We start from the raw sequence: 25,541 nt of genomic DNA, 5'->3' as shown, positions 1-25,541 counted from the left end.
TAGACTGTTCTTAAAATTAAGAACAGTCTAATATTTTTTAATTAATTAGAATTTGTAATTGAATCTTACTCCATACTTGATTGATGAATCATTTTTATGATTTTCATCTGCTGCTTCCACTTCAAATGTTACTCCCATGTGGTTAGCTTTTTCTATTGTAAGTCCAACTTTTCCTGTTAATTTTCCTTCTCTCTCTTCTGGTGTGATTAGGCTGTAATACCCTTCCCCTCCATTTTTAATTCTTGCTTTGTTTCCATCATAGTTATCTCCAAATTCATATGCATATTTTACATCTGCTGTTACTTTTACAGATATATCATTTCCTGCATAGATTCTTTGTGATGCTTTAACTCCTGCTCCTGCTTGTGCACTGAAGTAGTCATTATCTTTGATTTGTACTTCCAGTCCACCTTTGCTTCCAGCACTTTCTTTGAAGTCATCTATTTTTCCATATTCTAAATCTAAATCAGCATATACATCTAATTGTCTAGAAAGGTCTGTATACATAACTTTAGTAAGTCTGTTATCAAATGCTACAGAGTAAGTATTGTACTCTCCCTTATTTTCATAAGTTTTATCCAACTCAAGCTTTCTCTTAGCAATATGTCTGTTGTATCCAAGTTCTATTCTTGATAACCATGATACTTTATGTTCTTCACTTAGATTTTTAACTCTATGCGCTCCTACTCTTAATGAGTATACATCCTCTTTTGATCCGCCATCATCAAAATCAAACTTTGATCCTGCAAATCCTAATGTATATCCATATTTACTTCCATATTCTGTTCCCTCTTTCTCTTTCATATAAAGAAGTCCCATTACCTTGTAATCATAGTCATCTATTCCTAATGTTCCATCTTTATAGTTTCCATCAGTATAGATAACACTGTATTTACTGCTGTCTTTAGTCAGATTATATGAAGATTCAAGTTCGTAGAAAGAGTTATCAAAAGCTCTGTTGATATCCTGCATTCTTCCTTGAATAGTTGCATAAATATCTCCTCTTGTTTCAGCTAATTTCTTTGAAGCTTCTCTTTCAAATTCATCTCCATGGAAATGACCTAGATATTCATTTAGTTCTTTTAGAATCTGAGCATCTTTTCCTTTTCCATTAGTATAATCAATTAAGTTATCCAACCCTTTATACAGTTCATTAAATTGTTCACCTAAAGTCAATCCTGTATAATCTCTTACTACTAACACTAGTTTTCCATCATCTGTTATTTTCCCTACAAACATAGGTGATGTTATAGGAGTAAGTTTTGTTCCTGTTATTGTTCCCATAGCTGTATTTACAAAACCTTCTATTTCATATGTACGACCATTTCCTGTTGAAGCAAAGTTTGGAAGTATATTTACTTCTCCACTTACACTGTGTGCATTAAATAGTGGTGTTCCAGTTGTTACATCTACATAAGCTCCATCTACTATGATAGATCCCGCTGTAGAAAGAGTTCCTCCAATAGAAGTATAGTTTCCATTGATTTTAATAGTTCCATCTGGTTTTATCTCAATAGCTCCTACACTAGCAGTAGATAAACCGCCTGATCCAACAGCTGACCCACCATTTACTATTATGTGTCCAGCATTTACTGTACTTCCAATTCCTTCTATTCCTATTCCATTGTTTACTATAATAGTTCCATTATTTTTAAATGTTGCTCCAGTTACTACGAGCATTCCTACTCCCTGATTTACTGTAATAGTTCCATTATTAATAATAGTAGATCCCATTCCTGCTGACATTCCTACTGTTGTTGCTCCACATGCTGCCAGTGTTCCTCCTAGATTAATGTTAGCTCCTACAGCATTTACAGCTACTGCTCCATCTCTTACAATAATACCAACACCACCATTATCTATATTCATAGTTCCAGTATTTGTGAAATTTGTCCCTGTTCCACTTGCATAAACTCCTACTGAATGATCATAGTTTACTGTGATAGTTCCAGAACTTGTTGCTGTTGTTCCACCAGTAACATATATACCTACTGAGTTAAGATGTTTTTGAACATTCTCATGAGTTTCTCCATTTAAATCTGTCATTCCTACTATTATATTTCCAGTATTATTTACTTCATTTTTTCCATTAGAGAATATTCCTACTGATGCTGTTCCTAAACTCATATCAGCATTATTATTGATTGTAACTTTTTGTTCTGCTGATTGTTTAAGAAATATTCCATATCCATTATTTCCTATATTCCAATTACCTGCTGATGTAGTTATAGTTCCTGTTCCATCAAATTTATAGATACCCACTGACTTGTTGCCAATAGCCATATCACCTGTATATGTTATATTTCCATTACCTTCGCTTACAATCCCTATACTTGTATCTGTTCCAGTAGATATATCTCCTGTAACATTTGAATTTATATTTTTTGCATACACTCCTATAGAATTATTATTTCCAAGTGTTATTCCTGCAGTCATTGTCAAATTGATATTTTCTGTTCCAGTACCTGTACCAGTTCCATATACACCAACTCCATTATCTCCTGCAGTCATTGTAGTTCCAGTTTGAGTAATTGAGCCTCCATTTAAATCTTTTCCATAGATTCCAATACTATTATTTCCAACTGTTACATTTCCTGTTCCTGCATATAACCCTTTATCCATAAATACTCCCACTGAAGAGTATTTCATTGGATCACCACTTGGTGCTGCTGTTCCTGGTGTTGCTACTGCTATATTACTATTAACTGTAATTGCACTGCTTTCACCATATACACCAATATTATTATCTCCTCCACTTACTGTCACAGGTCCTGCCACTGTAAGATTAGAGTTTCCTTTTGCCATTACTCCTACCTGATTTGTTGTTCCTGTTCCTCCAATAGAAATTCCTCCAGCAGTTGTTCCTGTTGAATTATTCAACACCATTCCAATAGTATAGCTTCCTGTTTGAGTAATTATTGGAGCTGCTCCAAGTGCTGCCACTCCATCATAATAAACTCCCATAGAATATTCAGAACTATTTCCTGCCTGTACTGCTATTGTTGTTGTTCCAAATGCTGGAGCTGCATTTTTTACATATGCTCCTATTCCTCCATTTTGAACAGTTATAGTTGATGCTCCCATTGCATTGATAGTTCCACCATCTGCTACTATTCCTATTTGATTATTAGCCGTGATATTTCCTGTGAAATTCAGAGTAGCATCTTTAGAATACATATATATTCCATCTGTTCCTACTGAAATATTTCCTGTATTTGCAACTGTAACTGTTGTTCCAGCTCCTTCAGCGTATACTCCTATTCCTCCATTTCCAGTTGCAACAGCTGCTGTTCCTGCAACAGTTACATTAGAACCTGCATTTGCTACTATTCCTATTGCACTCTTAGTACTGCTTGAAGCTCCAACTGAGATAGTTCCATTTATTGTAGAAGTTGTTCCTGATGTTGCCAATACTCCTACACTTTCATTATTTAAATTAATAGTTCCTGCATTTATATTTGATGTTACTCCTTCAAGAACTACCCCTGTATTTCTTGAACCTGTTGAATTTATATTATTTGATACAAGTCCATTTGTTGCTCCTTTAATATATACTCCTATTCCATCTGTTCCTGTCATAGTCATATTATTATTTTGTACTGATGTCATAACTCCATTATGGTTAGAGTATATTCCAATTCCTTTGCTTCCCACATTAATATTTCCAGTATTTGCTATATCTGCTACATCTGTGTAAATTCCTATTGATGGTGTATTTGTAGTTGATACTCCAGATGCAGTGATTGTCCCTGTATTAGTTATTGTTACTGGGAATCCAGGATTAGTACTTCCTTTTATTGCTGCAAGGCCTATTCCTCCAGATGCAGCTGTTATTGTTCCACCTGTATTTGATATACTTTGAGGTCCTGTCATTGCTGAATCATATGTTCCAAGCATTCCAGTAGCACCTTCTCCTATGTTTAGGTTTCCAGTAGAATTAAGGCTTCCATTTGAAGTAGCTGCAAGTGATCCTGAACCAGTTACAGTTATGTTGTTTCCAAGATTAAGAGTTCCACCATTGTTGAATACTCCTATTCCTCCACCAGCTAGGAAATTAAATTTAAGATTTCCAGCTGTTCCAAGGTTGGCAGTTCCTCCATCTACATATACTCCAGTTCCACCATTAATATTCATAGTTGATGTACCAGTAGCTAAAGTAGTTCCTGTAGGAACATATATTCCAATTCCATTTTCAGTAGTTACATTTCCATTGTGATTAAGAGTCATTCCAGCTCCACCTAGATATATACCTACTCCATTTTTAGCATTTACACTTACATTATTCATAGTGTATGCACCAGTTATTCCTGCATCAAACAATATTCCTACTGATGTTCCTAAATTATTTGTTCCAGTTGTTATATTAGCACCATTAAATGCAACAGTATCATCAAGAAGGTATACTCCAACTGAATCCTGTCCAGTTGTTATATTTCCAGATATTACAGAGTTAGTTTTAGCTGCAACTCCTACTGCTCCTGTTCCTGTAACATTTACTGCAAAATCTATTTTTGCATTTTCTCCAAATACTCCAACTCCTCCTGAAGCTATATTTAAAGTTCCTGCTGTTATTTTATTAGTATCTGTATTTTTTAGATAGATTCCAACTGCATTTGATGTAATAGTTCCCCCAGTTCCATCAAAGCTGTTTCCTCCACCATCTACATATACTCCTGTTCCTGTTGTAGCAACTATACTTCCTGTATTTTTTCCTGAACTTATTCCAGCACCTGCTACATACATTCCCAGATTATTTCCTACAGTAATTGTATTTGTATTTTCTATAGAAGCTACTTTTCCTGTTTGAGCTTCTGATACCATTCCAACCATTGAACCTGCTGTTCCATTTAATGTTATAGTCCCAGAATTTACTCCTTTTCCTTCTTCTGTATATATTCCTATTCCACCAGCTGTATCATATAATTCGATAGTTCCATTTGAAGTTAATTGTGACCCTCCTCCTACATATGAAGCTATACTGTCACTTTGTCCAGCTGTTGATGTTATATTAGCGCTATTTACAAGTGTTATTCCATCAGCTGCATATATTCCTATACTGTCGCTTCCAACAAGAGAAACAGCAGAATTATTTGTTACAGTTCCAGATGTAGTTCCTTTACTGTAATATACCCCTATATTTTTAACACCTAATGTATTATTTACAGTTATTGTTCCACCAGCAGCAGAAGCTCCATCTGTAAGGTACATTCCTGTTCCTTTTCCAGAGTTTGTATTAAGAGTAAGTCCTCCTGCGCCTATAGTTACAACTCCACCACTGCCATATACTCCTACTGCTCCAACAGTTGGAGATCCTGTAGCAGTTACAGTTCCTGTTATTGTAGAAGCTCCATCTATGAATACTCCTGTAGTTTTTTCTCCAGCAGCAGTAACATTTACATTTAGAGTATTATTACCTTTAGAATAGATACCTACTGCTTCATTTGTGACAGCAAGCTGTCCTGCAGTTCCATTAAATGTACTTGCAGTACCAGCATTTTCAAGATATATTCCAACTGTTTTATTCCCTACTGTTGATGGAGTAGCTACACCATTTACAGTTATTGTTTTACCTGCATCAATTCCTACAGTAGCACCTTTACCATAAACATAGATATTTTTATTTTCATTATTATTAGCAAGAATCAAATTATCTTTGAAGTTTACTTGAGCACCTTCTGCAAAAACTCCTACACTTGATTTTCCAGCAAACACTATACCATTAGTATCAATATCTGTAATAGCCCCTGATTTTACATAAATACCTGTAGAACTGTCTACATTTAAATTTATTGTTCCTTTATTTGTTGCTTTGTTTCCTGTTCCTTCTGCATACATACCTATTTGAGAAGTGTCATTTACATTTATGATTCCACTTGTATTATTAAGGATATTGGCAGTTTTTGTGTACATACCTACTGCACCTGTTTTTCCAGATGTAAGATCAATAGTTCCTGTATTTGTACCTGTTTGAGTTGAATTTCCTTTCACAAAAATACCTACTCCTTCCTTACCTATATTTAAAGTTCCCGAAGAAGTGATATTCATATTTTCAACATATATAGCAGTCCCTTTATCAAAAGCTGAAGCATTTACTGCTACACCTATAGTTTTACTTTCTGTCCCTGAGTCCCCTTTATAGAAGATACCAGTTTTTCCAAGAGTTCCAGTATTATTTGATGTCAGAGTTACAGATGTTGCAGTTATATCAGAAGTCCCATCAGCCATAACCCCTACTCCATCAGCTCCAAGATCCAAAGTACCTAGATCTGTTACTTCAGTTCCATTTTTAGCATATATAGCTACTCCTCCATCCCCAACTGATACTTTTCCAAGGTTAGAAATTGTAGCTTTCTCTCCATAGATACCAATACTATCTGAGTTTCTTACAGTTATCACTCCAGAGGCTGTATTTGTCACAAGTACATCCCCTTTTACTCCTGTTGGTTTATTATTATCTGCATAGATACCTATACTTCCTATTCCATTAAGAGCTATATTTTTATTATTAATAATATTAACTTTACCTTGTCCCAGTGCTGATGGACCAAATTCGTCAATTATTGGCATACTAGAAGAATCTTCTCTATATGCCAGCCCTAGAATTCCTATAGATTGATTTCCACCTACTTCAATCTCTCCAGCATTATCAACTTTACTTCCATTTACTGCGTAAATACCAACTGCTTGAGCATTTGCTGCATTACTTTCTTTTTCAACCTTTATTGAGCTAGTTCCATCTACAGTTACAACTCCATAGTTTATGAAAGCTCCTATTGCACCTGATCCGCTGTCATCTCTATCAGCTATAATAGTTGAGTTAACTAAATTTATTCCTGCTTCTGCATTAGAAGTAGCCAATTTACTTGAGTTCATTTCCAATCCAACTACTTGGTTGTTAAATTTAGAAGCCTGAGTATTATTAAGAACGGCAGAAATAGTACTGTTTGTAGCTGTTGCTACAAGTCTTTGTCCTAAGAATCTGTTATAGTAGAAGTTTCCATCTTCTTGAGCCTGAGTTTCCCCTCCTGCACCTATTCCAGTTTTATCTAAATTTCCAATACTAATTGTTCCACCATCAACTGCAGCTATTTTGTATTTGTCAATACCTCCACCTGCAACTATAAGAGATGAAAGATTTGCTCCTCCAAGAGCTGATCCAAGAGCTGTAGTTATACTAGCTTCTAATCCACTTGTACTTAGTCCTGTTGCATTTTTTAGGTTAAAGACAACAACATCATTTGATTCTACATGAATTCTTGAATTTGCATCTAATGTTACAGGTGGTATTCCTGCCAGCATATCTACATCAAAAGCTGTTGCTTTTCCTTTAAGAATCATTTTAGAATTACTTAAATTTATTTTTCCTACTCCATCTGAATAAACAGCATATCCTGAACCATCAAATTCTACTGTTCCTCCTGATAAATCTATATTAGAGTTTGCCCCTATAGATGCTGCTGCTGTTGATCCATTAACTACCTTTATATAGTTGTTTTTAGCATTAACAACTCCACCATTTGTTGCCATAACTCCAAATCCAACATATCTGTCTGCATCATCTAATTTTGATCCTGTTATAGATATATTAGCACTTCCAGGAGTTGCTGCTCTATCAATTGTAATAACAGTATTAGCTCCTGAAGCAAAAGCAGCTCCTGTATCTTTTCCATTTCCAGTTGTTGGATTTGCCCCTACTTTTGAAACAACATTTAATTCCTTTGCTGTAATCTTTGCTCCACTTTCTCCATAAACAACTACTGAATCTTCTGTATTTGTAGCTGTTACTTTATTTACTGAAACTGTTTCTGCAGGACCAGAAGTCCCTCCTTTAACATAAACAGCCATATTTTTTACTCCACCTGTTACTGAAACATTACCTGTAGAAGTTACACTTCCCTTACCATTAATTAAAATACCAATATTTGTATTTCCACCATTTAAAGAAATTTCTCCTCCTCCAAGATTAAGTGCAACATCAGCATTAGGATATACTCCAACATTATTTTCAGTTTTATCATATATTCTTATCTGGTGGCTTGTAAGCTTCATAGGTGCATTGGCAATTATTCCAAAAGATCCTTCTATATTTTTATTTGTTCCACCACTTGGATTGATATTATAATCTGTTAAGTTTGTTCCATTAGTAGTTCCAGAAGCTGTAGAAGTTGTAAAATTCTGATTTCCTTTGCCAGTTTCTCCAATATCTACTGCAAAATTTCCAATTGTAGAACCATCTGTAGCAGCCCCATATAGACCTATACTTTTATCTCCAAATAACTTCAATGGCTTATAACTTCCAGCAGTTACAGTATTAGTTGAACTATTGAAAGCAAAGTTATCAGTAGTAAAATATAAATCATTATCAGAACCTGTTTTTAGGAAAATTCCAGCTGAATTTTCTCCATACATTTCTAACGTTCCTCTATTTACAATACTCAATGGTCTTCCTGCACCACTAGATCCAGATAGGAAAATAGAAGCTGTTTGAGTATATGTTTTTATGCTTCCTGTTGGTCCATTGTACATTATATGATGTACTCCAGTTCCATCAAGAGACATTACGAATACAGAAGTATATTTTTGAAAATAATTAGTTCCATTAAAATATGGTTGAAAGATTACCTCCCCTGTATTCATAGCTATAGCTTTTCTTCCTGCTGAACTATGGTCATAATGGTTAGTAAGAGAAGTGTTTCCTCCTTCAATAACTATTTTTCCACTATTTATCCATGTATATCTATCTGAAGCTGCTGTTGTATTTTTTGTTGTTCCATAAGTCCAGTTAATATTATTTCCAGCATCATCATAAGCCGCTAAAATGGCAGTTTTATTACTCAATCCATTAGTTCCAGTATCTAATCCTGTTCTTTGACCTGCTGGTGCAGCAGCTCCATGAATATCCATATGTACAAATTCTCCTAGGTTAGAAGTTGCATTTTCCATTCCTCTAGTATAAAGAAATGTTGCATTGCTTAACATTGTTGATTGAGCTCCTGACCCAACCAATTTTTGAAACCCTAGTTGAGATCCACCAGAAGCTGTAGAAGTTCTAGCTAAACCGCTCCATGTCAATCCTGATCCAACGTCTGCATGAAGATCACTTTTAGCATCTCCTATAGCCCAGACATTAGCTCCACTATATCCAGTATATTCATATGTCCATGTATTAGCAGTATTTCTGACTAAATTAAAATTTCCACCTTTAATTGCAACCATTTCTATAACACCATTACTTAAAGTTCTAGTATCAATATGATTAGCTGTTCCATTTCCATTTGAAACAACATTTGAAGCAAACGATGGAATAGTTGGTGGTACAATAACTGGGATACTTGGTGCTGTTGGTGCTGTTACAGTAGTTGGCTCAAATCCTGTTGGTGTTGCTGGTGCTGTAACATTTATATTTTTATCACTTGGTGTTGTTGGTGTTGTTATTGTTGGTGCTGTTACTGTTATTTTATCTACAGCTCCTGGTGTTGTAACTGATACATTTACTCCACTTGGTGCTGTTGGCACTGCAACCACTGGTGCTGTTACTGTTGGCATTGTTGGCATTGTTGGACTTACTGTTCCTGGCAATGCTCCAAGATTTACAGTTGGTGCTGATACACTTACTGATACACTTGGATTAATCATTGGAAGTTCAGGTTCAATTGGTTTTATATTAGCTCCAACTTCAATTGTTTCTCTGAATACTTCATTATCTACAGCTACTCCATTTCCAGACATTATTTTATCTTTTCCAACATTTCCAGTTGCTCTAAACAGACTTCTTCCACTCTTTGTTCCATAATGTTTATTTATTGCGTCTATTGTTTCTTTAAATTCTTTATCTGTTCTGTCTTTCACTTTTCCATTATCTAAATACTGATAAGTAAAAAAGACCTGTGTACTGTTGAATAAAGGTTTTGAATAAAAGTCTCCTTTTCTTACAAGTTCCACAAAATCTGAATTATATTCTTTTATTAATCTTTCATTTTCTGCTATTTTTCTTTTTATTTCTTCTCGTTCTGTTTGTATCCTAGTTAAAAGATCGCTTTTAGTTTCCTGTATTTCCTCTGCTGTTATTCCTGCACCTAAAGATATTCCTCCTGTTATCATGAAGGCTATCAAAAGCGAAAGAGAATAACTGACCTTTCTTTTCAAAAATCTCTTTAAAGATTTTTCAATGTCATTTTTTCTCATAAAATCTTCCCCCTATTTAATTTCCTGCTCTTACTTTCTGTTCCATTCTATCTAATCTACTCAAGTATTCATTAAGCTTCTCATTTTCAAGTAAAAGAAGTTCAATCTCATTATTGTTTGAATTAAACTCATCATATACCTCATCAAATTTCTGGCTCAAAAATACTCTGTTTTCATCAGGTTCCATCCCCAAAACCTCTTCTAGTTTTATAATTTCCTCTTCTTCCATTTTCAGAAAAGCCATTCTTTCCTTACCTATTTCAAAAGCTGCTCCAGCTGCTGCTATTCTGGCTTCAGGATTATTTTCACTTCTAAATACTTTTTCTTCCAGAGATTCATTCATATCTCTTCTGATATCTTCAAGTATTTTTTTCCCTTTTTTTTCTTCAGCTTTTTCTGCTGCTATTCTGGCTTTTTCCTCTTCAGCTTTTGCTTTTTCAGCATCTTCAATAGCTTTTTGTTTTGCCTTTTCCTCTGCCTGTATTTCTCTTCTTATCTGTTCAAGAACTTTTTTCCCCTCTTTTTCACTTACTTCTTGTGAATAAAGTGCAGTTGTTAAACAAGATAGAAAAAGAAATACTGTGAACATTTTTTTCATATCTCTTTCCTCCTTAAGAATAAATTACTTTTTAAGATGTTTTAGTTTTTTAAAAATAAAAGTCTATCCCTCCTTTTTTATAAAATGACAAACAAATATTCTAAAAATATGGTTTTTAGAATTGATTCATTCCAAAAATTGATAATTATTTTTGTTTACATTTTTCTTTAATTAAGTTAATTATAGCATGATATTTTTTTACATACAAATAAAAATATATTATTAATCAATTATTTTTTTAATATTCATATATATTTTAGATTTATAGATATTATTTGTTAAAAATATTTTTATACAAATATGTACTTATTTTTTGAATATATAATAAATAAAAGCGACTAAATTATATTGATTTATAAAAAATAGAGGTATTAGATATCAAATGTAAAAAAATGAAATTATTAAAATATTATAAGTGTTTTAAAAAAGCTATTAAAAAAAGTATTCCAGAATAGAATAAAGAGAGAGTTGAAAAAAATATATAAAGTATAGAATTTTAGACAAAAACAAGATATAAAGGATTAGTAAAATATTGGCTTACATTTAATGAAATTGATAGTGTATTCAGACATCCTTTTACAACATTAGGTACTTATCCACAGCATATAAAAAATGAGTGGGAGAGAAAGAATATTACAGTTCACTTTGAAAAAGAAGATGAGGAAGTCTTAAAGAAATATACTGTTGACTATGTGGCATTTAGTTATTACATGAGTAAAATTTCAAGTATAAATGAAGAGGGAAAAAAAAGAGTAAGTGGAAATATAAGCAGTAGATATTTATAGTAGAAAATGGATTGGGGTATAATGATACTATTGGAGCTGATGGAGCTATTCAAGATGATTATCGTATTCAATATTTTAAAGAACATATTTCAGCTGAATGGTATAAAAAGTAATAGCTACTAAGGGAAATAATCTTTTAGATTAAATAATATTATTTTAGGAAGTCTGATATATTAGACTTCCTTTTTATCATTTTAACTATACAATACATTAAAATTTTCACTCTAGTTTTATTTCAATTTTCTTATTTTTAAATAAAAAAGACAGAGATTTATATTATTATCTCCATCTTATCTCTAAGATTTTAAATACAATATATTTTCTCTGTCTTTTTATTGATTATTTCATTTTTTTAGACATTCTAAATCTTACTGTCTTCTTTGGATAGATTTTCATTAGTTCTCTTGTTACTGGATTTGATATTATTCTTGGTTTTCTTTCCTTTATTTCAAATATTCCTATATTTATAAATATTAATGAACGGCTTTTCTGCAAAGCCTCCTGTACTGTTTCAAGAAATATATCTATTTCTTTTAGTGCCTTTCTTTCTGATATTTCTCCATTACCCATCTCACTGTATACTTTTGCTAATTCTCTTTTATTCATCAGTACCAGCTCCATTTACTATATCCTGTAATCCTGCTCCTGCTTTAAATCTTATCTTTTTCTTAGCTTTTGTATAACCAACTTTATCCATTTTAGGTATCACTATTTTTCTTGACCTTACCTCTTTTTGCTCAAATATTCCCCAATTTTTAAAGGTTATTTTATTCTCTTCATCTAAAGCTTTCTGCAGTACTTTCCAAAATAAGTCTATTTTTTCTTTCACTTCTTTATGATTTTTACTTTTATTTCTCTTTTTATAAAATCTTATAAATTTTCCTTCTGTCATAACTTCCCCCTTGAAATATCATGATTACTTGTTGAGTTAAAAGGCTGGCTATTCATCAGCCAGCCTTTCACTTTATAATCTTTAGAACTTATACCCTAATCCTGCTCCTACTATCCATTCTCCTTTTGTCTTATTCTTTCCTGATTGATTATCTGAATCTCCTTCTACTGCATAAGTTCCTTTTACATCAAATAGTACTCCATTTTCAAGTTCAAGAGCATATTTTGCATTTAATCCTATGTTCTGTTCATTTTTGTGAGCAACCAGTATATCAAAGTCGCTTCCACCTTTAAATCTTCCTGTGATAAACTCCTCATCTGCTCCATCAAGTATTCTTGTGTAGCTTACTCCTGCTGAAAGTGTACTCTTTCCTTTTTCATGAGGTATAACTTTCTTCAAGTCTGCTCCTATTTTAGCTGATGTATAGTCAAATGATTTTGAATCAGTTTCTATTGCTAGAGTTTGATTTCCTTCATCTGCACCATCTTGATCTATGTATGTATATGATAAAGTCCCATATGGTTCTAAGAATAGGTTATCTCCAATATTATATGAATATCTTCCATTCAAATAGATATCATATGTCATATCATTGTAATTATCAGAATATTTTACTGCTGACATTTCTGTATCACTTGCTACTTTGTTTACTGCCAGTCTGTCTGCATCATAATCTCCATATTGGAATCCTGCTCCTGCTGTTACTTTTAGATTTCCTACATATTTCTTTGCATAAGCTCCCAGATACAGCGTGCTTCCATCAACTTTAGACCCATTAGACAAGTCAGATTTAAGTTTATTCCCTCCTATCACTACTCCAGAAGTAAGTGTATCAGATACTCCATATTCTCCTAACATATATGCTCCTGTAATTTTTGTATCTGCATCCATATCAGAACTTCCTATGTCATAAGTATAGTAACCTTTTCCATAGTAAGTATCTTTAGTTCCTCCATCTACATGAGTAAGTCCTCCATGTATCATCCATTTATTTGTTTCTGGTTTGAAAATATTTTCTGTTACTATATCTCTGAACATTCCTACAGATTTTCTTGAAAGTTCACTAGAATATGAGTAAGGATTTCCTGCATAAATATCATTTAAATATCCTAAGAATGTTGATAATTTTTCATCATCATCTACATTGAAATTTCCTAATTCATCTACTGAAAGAATACTATGATATACTTCATTCAATTTTTTATAACTTATATCTGTAGGAAGATCAACTTTAGATGTAATTATCACTTCATTATTGCTTCCTTCTACTCTTTTTACTGAATGGAGTAATGATGTAGTCCCAAAAGTTACATCTTCTTTTTGAAATAATCCTTCATAATCTGTAACTAAGCTGCTACCTAATTGAGTCCCCCCAAAACTTATTATACTGCTATTCCCTGCTCCATTTAGTGCCAGCAGCAGTTTTCCTCCTTTTGAAGATATAGTTCCATCATTTCCATACAATGCATGACCTACAATCTTACCTGCATCTCCTGAATCCCCTAACTTACTTGTATCTATTCTTAAAGTAAGTATTCCTCCTGCTCCTATTGCTATATTTTCTGCATCTGTTACTGTTAAATCTCCCACACTTCCATCATCTTTAACAGTTTTTTCAAATAGAGTTACATTTGTATTTATATTCATCTTTTCAAATCCTGATATGTTATGATGAATATTTATTCCACCATTAGCTGCATCTCTTGCTGCTGGTGAATTAAAACTAAGAGTGTCACTTCCCATTTCTCCATCAAGAGTTCCATTAATAATACTTCCTGCTTCTACTGTAAGGGTATCATTATCAGCTCCCATAGCTATATTTCCATTAATTATTGTCCCTTTAGTAAGAGTAAAAGTATCATATCCTGCTTTCATATCTATATTTCCATTTATTATAGTATTTTGAGTTCCTTCTCCTCCACCTACATACTCAACTTCTCCTGATTGAAGTATCAAGGTATCTCCATTGTCGCTTCCTGATACTGTTATATTATTTGTTTCATCTGTCCCGCCATTTACTGTTGTTCCTGATAATGTAAGCTGACCATTTGCTCCTTCAAAAGCAACTGCTGTTCCATAAGCATTTATTATTGAACCTTTTACCTCTCTGTCTGTTCCAATAACTTTTAATGTCTTATCTTTTCCATTTAGTATAGTGTTATCAAATTCAGTAGGATTAGATAAAAATACAAAACTATCTGTTGATGTTCCTGAACCTGATCCTCCTCCTTGGATATTAGCATTTTTTATTGTCATATTTCTTTTTATTGGGTCTCCATTTTCATCATAACCTACAATTATTTCTGTTGGTAAATCCATTAGACTAGCATAATCAGAACCATTACTTACTATTCCACTAGCTTCGTCAATCTCTAGTCCATAATATTTTTCACTTGATATTGTCCCACTATTAGTTACAACGGAACTTCCTTTTGTTGCTAATATTCCATAGTTATTAAAATTAGTTATTATTCCAACAGTATCATTCTGTACAGCATTAGTTTTTCCATAAATAACTCCTGTATTTGTTATTGCATCTATTGTTACATTAGGAGCATTATAAATTCCAATACCTTTAGATAATGCAGATGTTCCTATTATTAAACCACTATTTGCTATGCTTTCTATACTTCCCATTACACTACTATTAATTCCATAACCATTTCCACCATTTCCTGTAGCTGTTCCTGTTATTAAGCCATTATTTACTAGGCTTCCTATGGTACCTCCTGAATTATAAATTCCTATCCCATGCATCATATCTCCTGTACCACTTCCTGTTATTGAACTGTTGTTTATTAGACTTTCTATAGTACCAGCATTATAAATTCCATGCCCATGTCCCATATTTCCTATAACTGCTCCATTATTTACTAGGCTTCCTATGTTACTTTTTGAGGCACTATGAATTCCCCTACCATACCCTTCTCCTGTTCCTGCTATTGAACCGTTATTTACTAGGCTTTCTATACTTCCTGCATTATTATAAATTCCATAACCAGTTCCATCACTTCCTGCTGTTCCTGCTACTGAACCATTATTTATAAGTTTAAATGCTCCTAAATCTCCTTCTAATTTTAATCCATATCCAATTTGGATAAAACTTGACACATCATTATCTGTTCCTGATAATGTTATATTATTTACATAAGTTTTAGTATCTGCATTCCAAATATTTTCATCAGTATATGGATTATCTTCATTCCAACTCTCTCCACTTCCAGTGGAATTTCCATCTATACTAAATTTTATTCCCTCATCATTTTTTATCCATAAATATTCATCTGCTCCTATTGCTACAGTACATGAAAGTAAAAATCCTACTACTGCTCCTATTGTTATATTTCTTCCTCTTTTTTTGTTCCCACTTTTTACAGCCTTCATAATTTTTTCTATCATCTTTTCCCTCCATAAAATTTAATTCAATTCTAAAGTAAAAACTCATTATAATATTCTTAAATTGGTATAAAAAAATCCTAATTCTCTTCAATAAATGTTCGCATTTATACATAAACAAGCACTGATGAGTATTTTTCAATTTTAAAGAATATTATTTGCAGATTAACTATTGACTTTTAATCAAATTTAGAGTATTATCTATCATAGATGTTAAGTATCCAAAATATGGTTTAAAGGTTTTTTAGAAACAAGTAAGTAGTTAGTGTTCTCTTTTATGTATAAAAGAGAACTTTTTTTATTTCTTTTTCTTCTGCTGAAATCTCAAGATTTTCCACTTCAAAGGAGCTTTTTATATTTTTTCTTTTAGAAGCTATCTGAAAAAATTCTTTGTAACATAAAAAAATACAGAGATTTTACTCTCTGCATTTTATTTTTTCTTTCAGCTTCTATTCTTTTTTACCAGCTGTTCCTCTATCCTTTGTTTTAGTCCCCAGCCATTTGCAGATATTGTGAAGCTCTCAAAATTATTCCATCAAAAAAATCAAGCTCCTTGTATAAATTAAAATTTTATTTCCAATTCTTCTATTGAGAACTTCTCCCCCTTCCACTTTGTCATAAATAGTATTTTTATGTCTTTTAAAATACTTGGCTGCATCCTCTATTGTTGCCCATTCTCCAAGTTGTTCCACCATTTTCTCCACCAGCAGTTTATCAAAATTTGAAAGACTTCCTAATTTTTGACACATATAATCTTCTCTAGTCATTTTCACTTCTCCTTTTTTGTTTTTCTTTTGTATACTCTCTTCCCATTTTTCCTCTTAAATTTTTTAAGATATAAATTCTGCAAATCTCTTCTGCATCATTCCTCTAGATACTTTCTCATCTTATTTTGCTCCATTGAGCAAGTCTTTTATAAAGTCCCCTGTAGTATTCTCATATGCTGGTCTTTCAAACTCTTTCTTGTTCTCATAGGTATTCTTTGCTCTATTTGCTTTACCTTTAAAATTTCCATTTTCAAATTCTTCTTCCTGTTTCTTATCATGAACTTTTTTATCTTCCCCTGTGTGTGTATTATTTATATCTTCTATTCTTTTATTATCTTCTAAATAAAGACTATCTTCTGATGGCTCTAAAAATTCGGGAACGGTTTTATCAGTAATGGTATTCTCGTCACTGATTTTTTGTTCATTGGTAAATTTTTCCATTTCTTCTATATTTTCAGGAGTGAATATTAATCTTTTCCCTTTAAATTTCCCCTTGTTTCTCTCTTCCACAAGCTGTATCACTTTTAGGTTTTCAAATATTTTTAATCCTTTGGGGATCCAATCCTTGCTTAAACTGCTGTATTTAATTATTGTTTGAGTGTAGTATTTGATATCTTTCCCATTAAAATCACTGTAGATTTCTGTAAGAGTTAAATACAAATTTCTAAGTTTGTCATGTTCCTTTCCCTCATACTGACACCTTAGCAACCGCAGTATTTTTTTCTCCTGCCAGCAGAATGGCTGGTTCTTTGTGCTTCTTTTGTTATCCATCTTTCACTCCTTCAAGTTTATATTAATATCTACTAATTTTTTTATAACTAATACTTTTTTTATAATCTTTTTTTAATTTTTTTAAACTTTTTGCAAATGTTACGATTCATATATTAGCATAACATTCTATTCTTGTATATAGCAGAATCAAGTCTTGAAATAAAGAACAGAATAAAATATATTATAATTATTTATGATATCTCTCTTAATCAATTTTATCTTATTGATATTTTTTAAAGCATTTTTTTAATGATTTTTTTATTTTTCTATTTTAAAAAATTCATTATTTTTGTCACAACTCCTAAAAAAAGTCTGAAGCCTATTTTAATATTAAAACTATCTTTTTATGAAAAATTATCTACCAAAACAAAAAATCACCCACAAGGTGAATTTCCCTCATGGGTGACGATTTTTTTATTAAAATATTTTTTTATTTAATTTTTATAATTTCAACTAAATTTTTTATTATGCATTTACTTCAGCAATTTTTTCCTTTTTTAAACTTTTAAAAAATGCTAAAGTACATACTGCTGACAATACTAATCCACAAATCAATCCAATCATTTCTATAGTTGCTACTGGTGTTCCTTGGAAGAATCTTACAAATCCTTCTGGAGCTATAACTATATAGTCAGTAACAACTACAGTCATAAACATCGCTGGAATAAGAGCTATATAATAATTTTTTCCATGATTATTTAAATATTTAGCTGCTGCCCAAAGTGCTATTGTAGCAAGTGTTTGGTTAGACCAGCTGAAGTATCTCCATAAGATATTAAAATCTATAAAACATAGTGCAATACCAACTATAAATAAAGGAATAGCAACCATAAATCTATTCGCAATTGGACCTTGTTTATATCCAATTGCATCTGCTATTGTAAGTCTTGCACTTCTAAATGCTGTATCTCCTGATGTTATTGGACATGCAACAACTCCCAATAGAGCCAATGCTCCTCCAACTCTTCCTAATACTGTATTTGAAATTCTATTTACTACAACTGCTGCTCCACCATGTCCTAATGCTTCTCCAAGTCCTGGAGTTCCACCAAAGAAACTCATTGCTGCTGCTGCCCATACTAAAGCTACAACACCTTCTGAAATCATTGCACCATAGAATACTTTTCTTCCTTCTGATTCATTTTCAAGACATCTAGCCATCATAGGAGATTGAGTAGCATGGAATCCACTGATTGCTCCACAAGCTATTGTTATGAATAAATAAGGGAAAATTGATTGTTTTGCTGGATGGAAATTATGAAGAGAAATTTCTGGGATATGATATCCTTGAACTACTATTCCAATTCCAATTCCTACTGCCATTACTAATAATGCTATACCAAATATTGGATAAATTCTTCCTATTATTTTATCTATTGGCAATACAGTTGCTGCTAGATAGTATATTATTATAATACCAATAAGTACCATTTTATCAATTCCTGTAAGATCATTTAAGATAGCTGCTGGACTTGTTATAAATACAACTCCAACAAGTACTAGAAGAATAATTGAGAAAACTACCATAAGTTTTCTTGCTCCGCTACCAAGATTTTCTCCAACTAATTCTGCAACACTCGCTCCATCTTTTCTTAGAGACATCATCCCAATTAAGAAGTCATGTACAGCCCCTGCAAATATACATCCAAAAACGATCCATAAAAATGCTGCTGGTCCCCACATTGCTCCTGCTACAGCCCCAAATATAGGTCCTGTTCCAGCTATATTTAGAAACTGAATAAGAAACGCTTTCTTCCATCCCATTTCTACATAGTCCACACCATCACTTAATCTTTTTGCTGGCGTTCCTCTATTTGGCTCAATACCAAATATACCTTCAACTATTTTTCCATAAACTAAATATCCTACTATTAGAGCTATTATTGAAATAATAAAACTAAACATAAATCTGCCTCCCATTTTTATATTTTATACATGATACAAACATTATTCTATCATAGATAATACACTAAAAGCTTTTAAAAAGAATGGATTGTTCTTTAAAAGGCTAAAATCAATACTTAAAATGCAAAAATAAATGCTTTAATATTACTTTTTATATTCTATTCTTTGTGGTATAATTTTTATGTCTGTTAGGGAGGAGGATAAAATTGTTAAAATTAACCAGCCACTTATTAAATAATTTAGGGTATATTATTGCAATAGCTTTCTTTTTTACAAAATTTAAAAGTGCCAAGAATATATTCACAAGAAAAAAATACAGCCAAAAAGATATTCTTCTTCTTTCAATGTTCTTTTCAGGACTTGCTATAATTGGTACATACACAGGAGTAGATTATCGAGGTGCAATAGTAAATGTCAGAAATATTGGTGTAGTTGTTGGAGGTATTCTTGCTGGTCCTGAAGTAGGTATCATGGTTGGTCTTATTGCTGGTATTCACAGATTATTTGTAGATGCAAGCTCTATAACTACAATTCCATGTGCTATTGCTACAATGTCAGGTGGTTTCATCACTTCTCAACTTTACAAAAAAACTAATGAAAAAAACTGTTATCTTTATGGCTTTCTTGGTGGATTTATAGTAGAAAATCTCAGTATGATATTAATACTTGTACTTGGTTCAGATTTTGAACTGGCAAAAGATATAGTTTCTAAAATATATTTTCCAATGATACTTGCCAATGCTGTTGGAGTATCAATTGTAATTCTTATTATTCAGGACATAATTTCTGAAAAAGAAATTATAGCTGGTAAACAAGCAAAATTAGCTCTTGAAATAGCTAATAAAACTCTTCCTTATTTTAGAAAAGGGGAGTCGATGAATGAAATATGTAAAATAATTTTAAATTCTTTAGAGGCTAAAGCAGTTGTAATAACTAATGATAAATATATTATTGCCAGCTATGCTGAATCTGATGAATTTAAAATAGATCATACAGATATAAGAAGCGAAGCTACAAAGCTGGTATTAAAAACTGGAAAAGTTCTTGTTCTGGGAGAAGAAAATGGAATAAAAGATTTTCATTGTATTTCAGGAAAAATAAAATCTTGTATAATCTCTCCTCTTTTTCAAGGAGAAAAAATAGTATCTGGAACTCTTAAAATATATTTTGATAAAGCTGAAAATATCACTGCTAGGAATCAATATCTGGCTGAAGGACTTTCTCTGCTCATTTCTACACAGTTAGAAATCAGTACTGTTGAAAATTTTAAAGCTATGGCAAGAGATGCTGAACTGAAAGCTTTACAGACACAGATCAATCCACATTTTTTATTTAATGCACTTCATGCTACTGCTTTCTTTGTAAGAATGGATCCTGCAAAAGCAAAAGAGGTAATAATTGATTTGTCAACATATCTCCGTTATAATTTAGAAAATGCTTCAAAAGTGGTATCCCTTGATATGGAACTTACTCAAGTAAAAGCTTATGTTAATATAGAAAAAGCCCGTTTTGGAGAAAAAATTTCAGTAGAATATAATATAGAAGAAGGACTAGAAAACATAAAAATACCTAGCCTTACTATACAACCTCTTGTTGAAAACAGTATAAAACATGGTCTGTTAAAACAAAGAGAGGGAGGGCATGTATATATCACAGCAAAGAAAAAAGATAAAGGATGTATTGTCACTATTGAAGATGATGGTATTGGTATAGACCCTAAAATGATAGAAGAATTAGATGAAAGAATGGAAAAAAGTATTGGACTTAAAAATGTTCATAACAGAATTAAATTAATGTATGGAAAAGGATTAGTTATCGAGTGTCTGAAAAAAGGAACAAAAACATCCTTTTATATAGAATAGGAGGTAGTGATGCTAAAATGTATAATTGTAGAAGATGAATTTCCAGCTAGAGAAGAATTAAAATTTTTTATAGAAAAACATGAAGAAATAGAACTTGAAAAAGAATTTGACAGTCCTTTAGACGCTCTTAAATATCTTCAGGATAATAAAATTGATATAATTTTTCTAGATATAAATATGCCTGAATTAGATGGAATGAGTCTTGGAAAAATTCTTTCTAAACTTAATGAAAATTTAAAAATAGTATTTATTACAGCCTATAAAGAATATGCTGCAGAAGCATTTGAAATCAAAGCTTTTGATTATCTTTTAAAACCTTATTCAGAAAAGAGAATAAATGAGGTTTTAGAGAATCTTACCAAGGAAAGAAAGTCAGAGCACATAAAAGATATCAGTAAAATCAATAAAGTTACTGTTACATCTGGAGATAAAATGTATGTTATTTCCATTAATAATATTTACTATATTGAAGCTGGAGAAAAAGAAAGTATGGTTTATACTAAAGATAATTCATATTCTTCAAAAATAAAAATATCTAAATGGGAAGAAATGCTCCCTAAAAATAAATTCTATAGAACACATAGATCATACATGGTTAACCTTGATAAAATAACAGAGGTTGAACCTTGGTTTAATGGCACTTATGTATTAAAAATACAAGACTTAAAATTTAAAATACCTGTGAGCAGAAATAATATAAAAGAGTTTAAAGAAATATTGGTTATAAAATAAAGTTCTATAGAAATAGCAATACAAAAGAGGAGGATGAATCAACATCCTCCTTTTTATTATTTTTCTTTTTTTGAATTATCCCCAGTTATTGAGAGTTCTGGCATATTTATAGATTTTGCTATATCATTTGCCATCTTAAAAGCTGGAATAGCTCTTGTTATATCTGTTACTATTCCCGCTATTTGATTCCCAGCTCCATTACCTCCATCTGATATCCCTGTTCCTCCATCACCAGATATAATATTTAAGCTGTTGATATCTATATTTGCAACTGCATCTGCCTGAGCTTTAGCTAATTGAGGCAGTATCTCAATAAGTTTAAGTCCCATAATTCCTGATTGTCCATATACTTCTAAAAGTTTTTTCTCTGCTTCAGCTTTTTTCTCAATAGGTAATGCAACTTTGATTGCATCTGCTTCTGCCAAAGCTTTTAATTTATCTGCTTCTGCTCTTGCCTCTATTAATATTGCATCTGCCTTTATTTTAGCTATTTCTAATTGATTATCTGCTTCAAGTTTTTTAAGTTTAAGTTCTGTAATTTTTTCTATCTCAAGTTTTTCATTATATACTTTTGTTTCTACTATCTCTTTTGCTCTCTGAGTTTCCAGTGCAACTTCTGCCTGTTTCTTAACAGTCTCCTTAGACTTATCTGCTATCTCTTGCTTTAAACTTTCTTCTTGAAGTTTAATTTCTTTTTCTTTGTCCAGCTCTTTTAAATTAATAGATTTTTCAGTTTCTATTCTATAAAGATTTTGAGCTTTTTGAGATTCAGATTCCATTCTCTTTTCCTCAGCCATTTTATTCTGAGTAGCATTTGTTTGAATTAGTTCAGCTTTGATTGTTTCCTCTGTTATTACTGCTCTAGTTTTTGATACCTGTATCTGTCTTATTTTATCCTGTTCAGTAACAGCTATATCTCTTTGAGCATTGGCTTCTGCTACTCCTACATCAGATTTTCTCTGTTGTTCTGCCACAGCTATCTGTGCATCTGAAGTTGCAAGAGCTGATGCTTTTTTACCAAGCATTTCTGTAATTCCATCCATATCTTTTATCATCTTGATATTATAGTTAATTAAATCAAGTCCTAGTTTACTAAGTTCTTTTTCTGCATTTTCACTAACTTTTGTCATTAATAGAACTCTATCTTGTAATAAATCCTCAAATTCCATTTCTGATATGATAGTTCTTGTCTGACCTGTAAGTATTTCCTTAGCTAGTGTACATATTTCATTATCATTAAAACTTAGCAATCTGTGCGAAGCTATAACTCTTTCTTCTGGTGAACTAGATATAGCAAAAGTAGCATCTGCTTCCACTACTACTCTGATTTTATCATTAGATACTACATTTGAATCCTCCCTCAAATCTATATCTATATTCATAGGTTTCAAATTAAGCTTTTTACATCCTTGAACTATTGGCAGTATAAAAGTACCATTGGATGTTATTATCTTATTTCCACCAAGACCATACTTTACAAGAATAACATCATTGGGACATTTTCTATATATAAGAACTGCTCCCCCTATCAATATAATTCCTAAAAAAACAACTAAAGAAACTCCTAGACCTAAAAACATAATTTCCTCCCCATAGTTTATATTTCCATATTTTATTCAATCAAAAAATAAAATATATTCCTATTTTAATATACACTATTTATTTATTAAAGTCTATATTTTATATATTTTTAATATTTATATATAAAAATTTATATTTTAACATCTAAAAAATACTTTAAAATCTAATTTAAAAGATAATAAACAAAAATATAATTATAGATTATTTTATTCTTCACTATTCAGACACAAAAAAATCAAAATTTAAAATAATATTTTAAATATTTAATCAATATTTTATTTTATTTTTTTTTATCTAAATATTATATTTTTTAAAATTTATTAAATATTTATCTATGCCTTAATTTTATATTTTAATAAAAATTATTTCATCATACAAAATTATTTTGAAATAACTAAAAAAATAGTTGATATTTTTTATTTTATAGTGTATAATAATATTATAATCAATGGCATACAAAAATAATTTTACTACGATTATTTAGAGGAAGTATTTATACTTCCTCTTTTTATATTAAAAACTTAAAAATATAATTTCTAAACATATTAAAACTGGTAAATCTAAATAAAATTTTTGCATAAAAAAACACCCTCCATCTTAGTTATCTAAAATTTTAGGTGCAATATATTTTCTATTCTTTTTTATTATTATTCTTTTTTTTCTTCCTGTTTAACCATACGAGATTTCAAATCCTTCACTACTTTAAATGCTATTACAGTTCCTAATATAAAAGTGCATACATCAGCAAAAGGCTGACATAGTTGTAACCCTCTTATTCCTCCAACTCTTGGGAATATGAATAATACTGGAATAAGGAATATTCCTTGCCTTCCCATTGCTACAAGAGTTGCCATGAATCCATATCCAATAGATTGAGTTAGCATATTTGCCATTATTATGCATGCCTGTATTGGAAGAGTCATACATTGAAATCTCAACGCAAGAGCACCTATCTCTATAACTTCAAGATCTGTTTTTCTAAACAGAGCTAGAATATTTGGAGCAAATATAAAACACACAGTTCCTAGAACAGTTAAAAGAATCACTGCAACTTTTAAACAAAAATGATAAGCTTCCAATACTCTGTCATATCTTTTTGCTCCATAATTAAATCCACATACTGGTTGAAATCCTTGTCCAAATCCTATCAAGCTTGAATTAATAAACATCATTATCCTTGATACTATTGACATAGCTGCGATAGCTGCATCTCCAAAAGGGGAAGCACATACATTTAATGCAACAGCTGCCATACTTGCAAGTCCCTGCCTTGAAAGAGTTGGAAATCCTGCACGAAATATCTCTTTATACATAGTGAGTCTAAATTTAAAGCTACTTAATTTTATAGTTACATGTTCTTTGTTTTTATTACACATATACATCAATATTGAAAAACTTATAAATTGGCTTATTATGGTAGCCAAAGCAGCTCCAGATATTCCTAAATTCAATTCAAATATGAATATTGGATCAAGGACCATATTAAGTATTCCTCCAGTTCCTATTCCAATCATTGAATAAAAAGCATTTCCTTGAGAACGTATTATATTATTCAGCACAAAAGAACAGCACATATAAGGTGTAGCTATAAGAATATATTTAGCATAATCTTTTGCATAAGGAGCAATTGTTTCTGTAGCTCCGAGCATTCTTACAAATTTATCCAGAAATAATAATCCTAGAATAGCTAAAAAAGCCCCTAAGATTAGAGCTGTAAAAAAAGCTGTAGCTGCTGCTTCATGAGCTCCCTCTCTATCCTGCCTTCCCAAGCTTCTCGATATATAATTTCCGCTTCCCATTCCCAAAGTAAATCCAATAGCCTGTATCATTGCCATTACAGAAAAATTTATTCCTACAGCAGCTGAAGCTGAAGTTCCTATTTGACTTACAAAAAATGTATCTGCCATATTATAAATAGAAGTTACTAACATACTTATTATAGTAGGTATAGCCAGTCTTGGTATTAATTTTGATATTTTTGTTTCCGTCATCTTTATAAACAAATCATTTTGTGCCATATTCTCCCCCAATACTCCAAAATTTTGTTTTTATAATTTTATTACTATT

Annotated in this window: 14 protein-coding genes; 4 read left to right on the top strand and 10 right to left on the bottom strand. The window is 31.6% G+C overall.

Going from position 1 to position 25,541, the window contains the following annotated elements; all coding sequences use genetic code 11:
- Positions 1-45 precede the first annotated feature (45 nt).
- Both E0E45_RS16195 and E0E45_RS16190 read right to left on the bottom strand, forming a co-directional pair.
- A complete protein-coding gene (locus E0E45_RS16195; protein WP_130892089.1) occupies positions 46-10,185 on the bottom strand; it encodes an autotransporter-associated N-terminal domain-containing protein in 10,140 nt (3,379 codons plus the stop codon).
- Positions 10,186-10,201: 16 nt separating this feature from the next.
- The gene (locus E0E45_RS16190) at positions 10,202-10,783 is read right to left on the bottom strand and encodes a hypothetical protein (protein ID WP_130892088.1); all 582 of its coding nucleotides are present in this window, start codon (positions 10,781-10,783) and stop codon (positions 10,202-10,204) included.
- Positions 10,784-11,334: 551 nt separating this feature from the next.
- Between E0E45_RS16190 and E0E45_RS18065 the strand changes: the two genes are divergently transcribed.
- The gene (locus tag E0E45_RS18065; RefSeq protein ID WP_331865018.1) at positions 11,335-11,568 is read left to right on the top strand and encodes a family 1 glycosylhydrolase; all 234 of its coding nucleotides are present in this window, start codon (positions 11,335-11,337) and stop codon (positions 11,566-11,568) included.
- A gap of 11 nt (positions 11,569-11,579) precedes the next feature.
- Complete coding sequence (locus E0E45_RS18060) at positions 11,580-11,681, top strand: hypothetical protein (RefSeq protein WP_269472042.1); 102 nt, start codon at positions 11,580-11,582, stop codon at positions 11,679-11,681.
- Between the two features lie 226 nt (positions 11,682-11,907).
- On the opposite strand, the gene E0E45_RS16180 is transcribed toward E0E45_RS18060, so the two are convergent.
- The 6 genes from E0E45_RS16180 to E0E45_RS16155 all read right to left on the bottom strand — a co-directional run bounded on the left by E0E45_RS16180 (position 11,908) and on the right by E0E45_RS16155 (position 19,299).
- Positions 11,908-12,174 (bottom strand): HU family DNA-binding protein, encoded by a 267-nt coding sequence (locus E0E45_RS16180; protein WP_130892087.1) that lies wholly within the window; start codon positions 12,172-12,174, stop codon positions 11,908-11,910.
- The gene (locus E0E45_RS16175) at positions 12,167-12,460 is read right to left on the bottom strand and encodes an HU family DNA-binding protein (RefSeq protein ID WP_130892086.1); all 294 of its coding nucleotides are present in this window, start codon (positions 12,458-12,460) and stop codon (positions 12,167-12,169) included. Before E0E45_RS16175 ends, E0E45_RS16180 begins: the two co-directional genes overlap by 8 nt.
- Before the next feature lie 81 nt (positions 12,461-12,541).
- On the bottom strand, positions 12,542-15,859 hold the full coding sequence (locus E0E45_RS16170) for an autotransporter outer membrane beta-barrel domain-containing protein (RefSeq protein WP_130892085.1): 3,318 nt from the start codon (positions 15,857-15,859) through the stop codon (positions 12,542-12,544).
- A gap of 524 nt (positions 15,860-16,383) precedes the next feature.
- A complete protein-coding gene (locus tag E0E45_RS16165) occupies positions 16,384-16,623 on the bottom strand; it encodes a helix-turn-helix domain-containing protein (RefSeq protein ID WP_130892084.1) in 240 nt (79 codons plus the stop codon).
- A 120-nt stretch (positions 16,624-16,743) separates the two neighbouring features.
- Positions 16,744-17,394, bottom strand: coding sequence for a hypothetical protein (locus tag E0E45_RS16160; protein ID WP_130892083.1), 651 nt, complete (start codon positions 17,392-17,394; stop codon positions 16,744-16,746).
- Positions 17,395-17,859: 465 nt separating this feature from the next.
- Positions 17,860-19,299: a carbon starvation protein A gene (locus E0E45_RS16155; RefSeq protein WP_130892082.1), complete on the bottom strand. Its 1,440-nt coding sequence runs from the start codon at positions 19,297-19,299 to the stop codon at positions 17,860-17,862.
- Positions 19,300-19,505: 206 nt separating this feature from the next.
- On the opposite strand from E0E45_RS16155, the gene E0E45_RS16150 reads away from it, so the two are divergent.
- Together E0E45_RS16150 and E0E45_RS16145 are read left to right on the top strand one after the other, a co-directional pair.
- Positions 19,506-21,161, top strand: a complete 1,656-nt coding sequence (locus E0E45_RS16150; RefSeq protein ID WP_130892081.1) for a sensor histidine kinase — start codon at positions 19,506-19,508, stop codon at positions 21,159-21,161.
- 9 nt (positions 21,162-21,170) lie between these two features.
- Positions 21,171-21,893: a LytR/AlgR family response regulator transcription factor gene (locus E0E45_RS16145; protein ID WP_130892080.1), complete on the top strand. Its 723-nt coding sequence runs from the start codon at positions 21,171-21,173 to the stop codon at positions 21,891-21,893.
- 56 nt (positions 21,894-21,949) lie between these two features.
- On the opposite strand, the gene E0E45_RS16140 is transcribed toward E0E45_RS16145, so the two are convergent.
- Positions 21,950-23,473, bottom strand: coding sequence for a flotillin family protein (locus E0E45_RS16140; RefSeq protein ID WP_130892079.1), 1,524 nt, complete (start codon positions 23,471-23,473; stop codon positions 21,950-21,952).
- Positions 23,474-24,121: 648 nt separating this feature from the next.
- Positions 24,122-25,492 carry an MATE family efflux transporter gene (locus tag E0E45_RS16135; protein WP_130892078.1) on the bottom strand — a complete coding sequence of 457 codons (1,371 nt, stop codon included), beginning with the start codon at positions 25,490-25,492 and terminating at the stop codon, positions 24,122-24,124.
- Positions 25,493-25,541 lie beyond the last annotated feature (49 nt).

Origin of the sequence: Fusobacterium ulcerans ATCC 49185 (assembly GCF_900683735.1) — a bacterium.
In the GTDB taxonomy this organism is placed as follows: domain Bacteria; phylum Fusobacteriota; class Fusobacteriia; order Fusobacteriales; family Fusobacteriaceae; genus Fusobacterium_A; species Fusobacterium_A ulcerans_A.
Note: the sequence above shows the minus strand (reverse complement) of the source record. Positions and strands in the feature narration are given on the sequence as shown.